The sequence below is a fragment of the Acidaminococcus sp. AM05-11 genome, from assembly GCF_003472805.1.
GTDB classification, from domain to species: domain Bacteria; phylum Bacillota; class Negativicutes; order Acidaminococcales; family Acidaminococcaceae; genus Acidaminococcus; species Acidaminococcus hominis.
On record NZ_QRMX01000022.1, the window covers coordinates 23,179 to 30,049 of the forward strand.

The window sequence follows — 6,871 nt, forward strand, 5'->3', positions numbered from 1 at the left end:
ATACGTCTCCTTTTGCTCCTCTAAGCTTTCGTAATTTACTTTCCAGCCGTTTCACCGGCTGCCGTGCTGCCATGTTTTGTCCGTGGTCATCTCCCTTGCTGCACCCGTTTGGGCCGAGGCTCAGCGGGCTAAGGGTCCTTCCTGCGTTCCCCAGCAGGCCCTTCGCTCTCGCAGCTTGTTATTTTACAAATTTCTTTATTGCTTTCTGTTATTCTAACAGCTTTTGCAGCAAAGCACCACCCTGCTTTGGAGGCAGCCTTTGCCGCTGAGTTAATTATAGGAATGGCACAGCACCCGGTGAAGGAATTTCTGGGTCCGTTCTTCTTTGGGATGCTCAAAAATATCCTGGGAACTGCCTTCTTCTACAATCACGCCCCCATCCATGAAGATAACATGGGTGGCTACGTCCTTGGCAAACTTCATTTCGTGGGTTACCACAATCATGGTGGTTCCCTCGTCTGCCAGGTCCTTCATGACCTTGAGAACTTCCCCGACCAGCTCCGGATCCAGGGCCGAGGTAGGTTCATCAAAAAGGATAACGTCGGGTTTCACCGCAATGGCCCGGGCAATGCCCACCCGCTGCTGCTGACCCCCGGACAGCTGGGAAGGATAGTAGTCCAGCCGGTCGCCCATCCCCACCTTTTGAAGGGCCTGGACGGCGATTTCTTCCGCTTCCTTTTTGTCCATGCCCCGGCCGGTGGTGAGCCCCAGGGTCACATTTTCCAGTACCGTCTTGTTGGCAAACAAGTTGTAGCCCTGAAACACAAAGGCTGTCTTTTTCCGCACAGCGGCAATTTCCTTTTGGGAAGCCCGGTTCAGGTCCAGATGCATACCGGCAAAATCCATTTCTCCCGCATCCGCCCGTTCCAGGAAGTTCAGGCAGCGCAGAAAGGTCGTCTTGCCGGAGCCGCTGGGCCCCAAAATCACCACCACATCTCCCTTATTGATATCCATATGAACGTTTTTCAGCACGTCCAAATCGCCAAAGCTTTTGCGTACATCTCGAATCGATAACAGCATCTTGATTCCACCCCTCTTAAGCGGCCCGGAAAGAACCCATCCGGTTTTCCGCCAATTTATAGGCCAGCTGCACTACAGTGCAGACAATCAGGTAAACAACAAAAACATCCAGGTACGCTTCAATATAATTGTACCCATAGGAAGCGGCAATCTTGCCCACCGCCAGCACATCTTTTACGGTCATGAGAAAGGCCAGGGACGTGCCCTTGATCAGATTCACGGTAATGTTGCACACCGCCGGCAAGGCCACCACCGCAGCCTGGGGAATGATAATTTTCCGGTAGGTTTGGAAAGGGCTAAGGCCAATGCTCACTCCGGCTTCCAGCTGTCCCCGGGGAATGCTCAGCAGCGCCGACCGGAACACTTCGCTGAGCAGTGCCGTGGTGTTTAAGGCAAAAATAATCACGGCGTACCAGAAGGGGTCAATGCTTTCAAATACATTAAAGTCCAGGCCCAAACTTTTCACCACTACGTTCAAAAAACTGGGCAAAAGGCTGTAGAACAACAATATCTGCAGTACAATAGGCGTTCCCCGGACAAAGGAAACGTAGGCTTTGGTCAGGCTGCTGCCCAGCACATTCCCCCGAATCCGCAAAAGCGCCATGTAGAAGGCAAAGGGAATGGCGATTAGTAGGGACAGGGCGGTGAGCCCCAGGGTCGTGCCGATACCGCTCCAGATTTTGAGAAAAGTGTCTGCCATAAAGGCTGTATCCAGTTCCATGGTGCTCCTCCTTTAATGCAGTGCCTGCCGCTGCAATTTTTTGATCAGACCCAGGGACGGTCCGTTCAGCACCGGTACCCGTACCTTGGCCGTTTGTCTTGTTCTCACCTGGCCTTTGCTCAAATGAGCCTCCAGAACGTTAAAGCCTTGGCCCACCAGCGTGGTCAGGCCCCAGTACACCAGCATGGCCGCCAGATAGATTTCCACCCCGTAGGCCCCGAAGTTCTGGGCAATAATCAGATTGGCTTTCCCCAGCATATCAATCAGACCGATGGTATAGGCCAGCGCCCCTTCCTTCATCAGATTGATCAGGGAATTGCCAAAGTTGGGCAGGGCTACCACCGCCGCCTGGGGCAGCATTACCTGGCGAAAAGCCTGGAAGGGCGTCAGCCCAATGCTGACAGCAGCTTCATACTGCCCTTTGGGGACGGCCTGATAGGCTGCCCGGAACACTTCCGAAATGTAGGCCCCAAACAGCAGGGTAAAGGTAATGATGGCGTAGACCGCCCGGTTCACCTCGTGCAGGTTCAGGTCCGTAAAAGCTTCTGCCAACTTGGGCAGCCCATAGAAAACAATGAACAAGAGAACAATGGAAGGGGTGCAGCGCATGATATAGGTGTACCCATGGGCCAGCCCTTTAAGCAGCCGGTGGTTACCCAGCTTGGCCTTGGCCAGCACCATTCCAAAAACAGATCCGAAGAACACACTGGCAAAAGCCACCAGCAGAGTTACGGATAAATAGGACAGCAGCTCCGGCAGGGTGGACAGGATCACCGAAGGGTCAAAAATTCTCGTTTGCACTGCGCATTCCTCCTTTATGAATTGACTTCCCTCTAGTGGAAGTTCTCACTTTCCAAGTTAGGCATGGGCTTTGCCCTGCAAAGCCCATGCGGGATTAAGCTTGCTTATTTGCCCAGGTACTGGGACAGGCTTTCGCCAAAATACTGTTTTTCCAGCTTATCAATAGTGCCGTCGTCTTTCAGTTCCTTCACGGCCTTGTCATACTCATCTGCCAGTTTCTGTTCTTTCTTGTTGAACAGCGGATAGGTGGGAATGCCTTTGTAGCGCAGGTAGGTCAGGGAATCTGCAAACTTATGGTACGGGGCATCCGCCTTTTCGATGTTGTTCTTGTAGCTCAGCTCTACTTCCAGGTAAGCATCATACCGGCCTTCCAGCACCCAGCTGTAGGCATCTGCAATCTGGAATGCTTCGGAGGGTTTTAACTGAATCTGCTTGTCAGGATGTTCCTTGTTGTACTGCTCGATAACGGAGTACCGGGCATCCTGGGGAGCGATGGGGACCAGCTTGCCACTGAACTTGGCAAAGGAATCCATGTCCTTGATTTCGTTGGCGTTTTCTTTCCGGATAACCAGACCAATGACGCTGGCGCCAATGTTGTTTTTCGGGAAGACGTATTTCTTTTCCCGGGCTGCGGTTTTCCAGATGCCCTTGGTACCTACCTGGTACTTGCCGGATTCGACCCCGATCAGCAGATCATCATCGGAGGTACCGGTAAATTTCCATTCGTACTGGGGCAGCTTCTTGGCCACTTCCTTCATCACGGCCACTTCAAAGCCATCGGGCTCGCCCTTGTCGTTGACAAAGTCATAGGGTACATAGTAGTTGGTGAAGGCCACATTCACCACTTTCTTTTTGTCGCTGCCGCCTGCAGCCGCCTTATCGTCACTTTTGCCGCAGCCTGCCAGGCCTGCTGCCAGAACGCCCGTCAGAGCTGCCGTCAAAACGATTTTGCTGAGTTTTTTCAGATTCATCTTCTATACTCCCCTTTTTAGCTGGTTATTTGGCTGCTTCCCGCACCCAAGCGAAATGTTCCCAATTGGTATCCCGGGGCACGGTGCAGTCGGCACCCAGGATGATGCCGGTTCTGCCGGCCTTTTCCAGAATCCGTTTGGTTTCTGCCTGAATTTCTTCCTTGGTGCCGATGTACAGCACTTCGTTATCCAGGTTGCCAAAGCCGCCCAGGGCAGCCCGGCCGCCGAAAATCTTCCGGCCTTCTTCCAAGGGCACCCCTTCCACTACCGCGGCCCAGTTGATGGTTTTCACCTCGTAGTCCTTATACCAGGTCAAATCGTTCCGGTGTCCGGACCAGCCGCAGATGTGCAGGATGTTGTAGTCGCTGACGCTGTTGGCGGCTGCCAGGATGGCTTTTTCACCAGGTGCCAGCACCTGTTGGTAAATCGCTTCGGTAATGCCTTCGCCCAACAGGTTCTGCAGGCTCAGGTAGATGCCGGTAACGCCGCCTTCGGTAATCAGCCGTTTGGCCAGTTTGGCAATATCCCCGGAGATTACGTCCAGGCCCTGCTTCACCGCTGCCGGATCCTCCAGCACCAGCTTGGACAGCCAGGCGTCGGCGGCAAAAATGTCCTTGCGCATGAATTTCAGGGTCGTGCCGGCGCAGAACAGATTGTAGAACAACGGAATGTCCTTGCCGTAGCGTTCGCTGAGTTTCTTGGCGTACCCGATTTGGACCGTAAACCAAGGATCATCGTCCTTCAAAGGCACAATGTGCTTGAAATCTTCCACCGTTTCCAGACCGAAGGCCGTAGGGTTTTCGTAAGGGAAGAACCCATCGGTCATAATCTTCACGAAATCCGGCTGCACCGTATCGATGTAACGGGTTTCTCCCGCATACAGCTGTTCAAACAGTTCCGGATGCTGGAAGGAATCGGAGTGGATTTCGTCCTGAAGGAAATGGAACCAGAAACCAGAAGGAACCCGGTCCACCGGTTTGTTGTCCATTGCTGCAAACACCAATTCTTTTTTGCTTTGAGTCATTTTAAAATCCTCCCCGAAGTGAAATAATCTCTAGTAAAATACTAGGTTTTACAGGTAGTACGGTAGCGCAAAATCGCAGATTTTCCCGGAAAAAGGGTACAAAAAAACACCGTCTCTATACAGAGACGGTGGTCCGTGGTTCCACTCTGCTTACAGCAAACTTCGCTGCAACTCTAACCCGCTAACGTGGGGACATCCGTGCAAGGCTACTATCTAATTCGCCCGCCCGCTCACGGAGGCATTCCAACATACTTGGCTTGCGGCAGGAACTCTCAGCCGGTGATTCCCGCTCTCTGTATGGGCCTTATATGTGTACTTATTCCGATCTTCGCGTTTTCCGTATTTACAATGTTTAGCAATATAGTACGCTAGGAATATCAACTTGTCAAGCGTTTATTTCAAAAAAAGTCATTTGGCCGCTAAATTTTTTCCTAGCATTTTGCTGGAATTTATTTTTTGCTTATTCCCCGTAGGAATAACCAGGATTCAGCGTCACAGCCCGACCCCCGGAAATTTCCACTGCGGTACCCGTCATGTAGCTGGCTTTGCTGCTGGCGGCAAACACAATGGGAGCCGCAATTTCTTCCGGCTTGGCAGCCCGGCGCAGCAGGCACTGCTTCACCTGCTTTTCCAGTTCTCCCGGGGAAATGGTAGCTTCCACCAAGGGCGTCAGGGTAAATCCCGGCAGTATGGAGACCACGCGGATTCCCCGGCTGGCCACTTCTCCGGCAAAGGTATTGGTATAATTGACCACCGCTGCCTTCATGGCCCCGTACAGGGTAGCCCGGCCGCTGGTGGCACAGCGGGCCGCCAGGGAAGCCACGTTCACAATAACGCCCCCCTGTTTTTCCAGATACGGCACCGCGGTTTGGCAGCCCATAACCATGGACTTGAAATTCACCTCATAATGCCGGTCAATCTCCTCAACCGTGTACCATTCCTCCTCCCGGGCAAAGGAGGCTCCTACATTGTTCACCCATACGTCTATATGTCCAAAATGCTGCTTTACCGCTTTGGCAAAGGCATAGACCTGCGCTTCAATGGTCACATCTGCCGGGATGCCAAAGGCCCAGGGCCCCAGCTGGGCCAGTGCCTTGTCCAGGGTTTCCTGCCGGCGCCCGCAAATGGCTACCTGGCAGCCTTCCGCCAGGAACTGCTTGGCCGTGGCCAGGCCGATGCCCGCCGTACCCCCGGTAATGACCGCTACTTTATCTGTCAGTCCTAGATCCATAAGATCATCTCCTTGGCTATAGTCTATCAGAAAGCTAACAGACTGGCAAAGGTGTTTCTGCCGGCTTCGGGTCATAAAAAAGCGGAACTGAACTCAGCCAGTCCCGCTCTTTCTATGCAGTTTATTTCTGGGCTTGTTCCTCGTATTCCGGGAACAGGATGGAATTTTCCTTGAAAATGTGGATGAAAATATCATCGAACAGGGCTTCAAGAGTCTTATAGGTCCGTTCGAAAGTGATGCAGGCATCTGCCGGCAGCGTAAAGTTTTCCGTCAGCTTTTGGATTTCCTTGATCAGGTCCCCGGCTGCGCTATGTTCCTCTTCCAGTTTTTTCACATAGGCCAGGGTCTGGGCGTCCGGCTGGGGCTGCTGCCGCAGCAGCGGGAACACCAGCCGTTCTTCTTTGGCAAAATGTTCTTCCAGCTCCGCCTTCAAAGCGCAGTACAGGTGATGCAGCTGGGTCAGCAGCTCTCCGTGATGGGGATAATGGACGATGAGAATTTTGTTTAACAGCTCCTCTGCCTGGCCCATCATTTCCCGTTCCGTTACGTGGTGGGTCTGTTCCAGGCTGTCCAGCATTTCCGGAATGGACAGTTCCTTAAAGGCGTCCAGGGAAGCCGCAGCTCCCGTTTCCTTGGCCGGCACCTTTTGGGCTGCTGCGTTGAGTTTTGCCAAAAGGTCCTCCAAATTCACGTCCTTTCCCGCTACGCCCTGTTCCAGGGTATGATCCCCGCCGCAGCAGTAGTCCAGATGCAGTTCGTTGAAAAGCCCGATGGTTTGTGGATATTGCCGTACCACTTCCGCAAAAGTGTTGTTTTTCGTAATCATAAGAATGCCTCCCCTGCAGCGGCTTCGTTCCCGCTGCCTTGTTAGCTGTATCATACCCCATTTTTCTTGCCCGGTCCGTTGGAATTACAACATTTCAGCAGAAATCTTTCCTAGCAAAAAAAGGCTGTGAAAAAATGAGCTTTCATTTTTCCACAGCCCCTTCTTTAGCGTTCATTTGTTACAACTATATCCGAACATTTAAACTTCCTCTGAGGCCCTCCGGGCCCCACCTCCTTCACGCTTGGTGTGCTCCCCGTCAAGTAGACAGTTCCTAATA

Annotated in this window: 7 protein-coding genes; all 7 read right to left on the minus strand. The window is 52.6% G+C overall.

The genetic code is table 11. The features are described from left to right. Positions 1-270: 270 nt before the first annotated feature. Positions 271-1,020 carry an amino acid ABC transporter ATP-binding protein gene (locus tag DW089_RS09065; protein WP_105327093.1) on the minus strand — a complete coding sequence of 250 codons (750 nt, stop codon included), beginning with the start codon at positions 1,018-1,020 and terminating at the stop codon, positions 271-273. Between the two features lie 16 nt (positions 1,021-1,036). Next, on the minus strand, positions 1,037-1,741 hold the full coding sequence (locus tag DW089_RS09070; protein WP_105327092.1) for an amino acid ABC transporter permease: 705 nt from the start codon (positions 1,739-1,741) through the stop codon (positions 1,037-1,039). Between the two features lie 12 nt (positions 1,742-1,753). After that, positions 1,754-2,542: an amino acid ABC transporter permease gene (locus DW089_RS09075; protein ID WP_105327091.1), complete on the minus strand. Its 789-nt coding sequence runs from the start codon at positions 2,540-2,542 to the stop codon at positions 1,754-1,756. Positions 2,543-2,646: 104 nt separating this feature from the next. Further along, positions 2,647-3,513 (minus strand): transporter substrate-binding domain-containing protein, encoded by an 867-nt coding sequence (locus tag DW089_RS09080; protein ID WP_105327090.1) that lies wholly within the window; start codon positions 3,511-3,513, stop codon positions 2,647-2,649. Between the two features lie 25 nt (positions 3,514-3,538). Continuing rightward, a complete protein-coding gene (locus tag DW089_RS09085) occupies positions 3,539-4,537 on the minus strand; it encodes a uroporphyrinogen decarboxylase family protein (protein WP_118287139.1) in 999 nt (332 codons plus the stop codon). Positions 4,538-4,997: 460 nt separating this feature from the next. After that, positions 4,998-5,768, minus strand: coding sequence for an SDR family NAD(P)-dependent oxidoreductase (locus DW089_RS09090; protein WP_105327088.1), 771 nt, complete (start codon positions 5,766-5,768; stop codon positions 4,998-5,000). 121 nt (positions 5,769-5,889) lie between these two features. Then, complete coding sequence (locus DW089_RS09095) at positions 5,890-6,594, minus strand: DUF542 domain-containing protein (protein ID WP_105327087.1); 705 nt, start codon at positions 6,592-6,594, stop codon at positions 5,890-5,892. Between the last annotated feature and the right edge of the window lie 277 nt (positions 6,595-6,871).

Coding starts and splice junctions, on each gene's coding strand:
- DW089_RS09065 (WP_105327093.1), bottom strand. CDS start 1,020: ATGCTGTTATCGATTCGAGATGTACGCAAAAGCTTTGGCGATTTGGAC.
- DW089_RS09095 (WP_105327087.1), bottom strand. CDS start 6,594: ATGATTACGAAAAACAACACTTTTGCGGAAGTGGTACGGCAATATCCA.
- DW089_RS09090 (WP_105327088.1), bottom strand. CDS start 5,768: ATGGATCTAGGACTGACAGATAAAGTAGCGGTCATTACCGGGGGTACG.
- DW089_RS09085 (WP_118287139.1), bottom strand. CDS start 4,537: ATGACTCAAAGCAAAAAAGAATTGGTGTTTGCAGCAATGGACAACAAA.
- DW089_RS09080 (WP_105327090.1), bottom strand. CDS start 3,513: ATGAATCTGAAAAAACTCAGCAAAATCGTTTTGACGGCAGCTCTGACG.
- DW089_RS09070 (WP_105327092.1), bottom strand. CDS start 1,741: ATGGAACTGGATACAGCCTTTATGGCAGACACTTTTCTCAAAATCTGG.